This window comes from Brachyspira catarrhinii (assembly GCF_005518285.1).
In the GTDB taxonomy this organism is placed as follows: Bacteria; Spirochaetota; Brachyspiria; order Brachyspirales; family Brachyspiraceae; genus Brachyspira; species Brachyspira catarrhinii.
This window is the reverse complement of sequence record NZ_SJDU01000760.1, coordinates 1-512: the sequence shown is the minus strand read 5'-3', so window position 1 is coordinate 512 and position 512 is coordinate 1. Positions and strand designations below refer to the sequence as shown.

Annotated in this window: 1 protein-coding gene; it reads left to right on the top strand. The window is 35.0% G+C overall.

Features of this window, described 5'->3' with window-relative positions; all coding sequences use genetic code 11:
- Positions 1-44: 44 nt before the first annotated feature.
- Positions 45-500 carry a hypothetical protein gene (locus EZH24_RS13375; protein ID WP_137999482.1) on the top strand — a complete coding sequence of 152 codons (456 nt, stop codon included), beginning with the start codon at positions 45-47 and terminating at the stop codon, positions 498-500.
- Positions 501-512: the final 12 nt, after the last annotated feature.

Below are 512 nucleotides of genomic sequence, written 5' to 3'. Positions count from 1 at the left end.
ATAATTATAGCCGAGTTCAAGCATAGTAATAAAGGAGATTATAAATGGTACAATTACCTAGCTATTTAGAAAGATTTATAAATAAAGCGGTTACTTCTTTGATTTTTCCTGATGACGCAGACTTAAACCTTACTGCGTTCGATATGGGAGAAGACGCCGCTTCTATGAGTATAGATGAAGAAACAGTAAAGCAATTAAAAGTTAATTTCGGGACTGTTGGGGCAGTTGAAATGGCGGTTCCTGCTACAATTAATGTTTCTATTAATAAAGTTGTAACTCCTGCGGAAACTTGGAGAAATAGAATATTTACAAACGGACTTGTTCAAGGTACAAACAGAACTTGCGTATTTACTGATGATGTAGGAAGAGAATATACTTTATTTGCCTGCGTTTTATCGATGGGTGAAGTTTCTGCTAATGCCTCAAGCCCTGTTTATACTTTCACAGTGAAAGGTACTTTGGCAGTGAATACAGAACTTTACGGAGTTTTAATAGGATAAAAAATAAAAAAG

Coding starts and splice junctions, on each gene's coding strand:
- EZH24_RS13375 (WP_137999482.1), top strand. CDS start 45: ATGGTACAATTACCTAGCTATTTAGAAAGATTTATAAATAAAGCGGTT.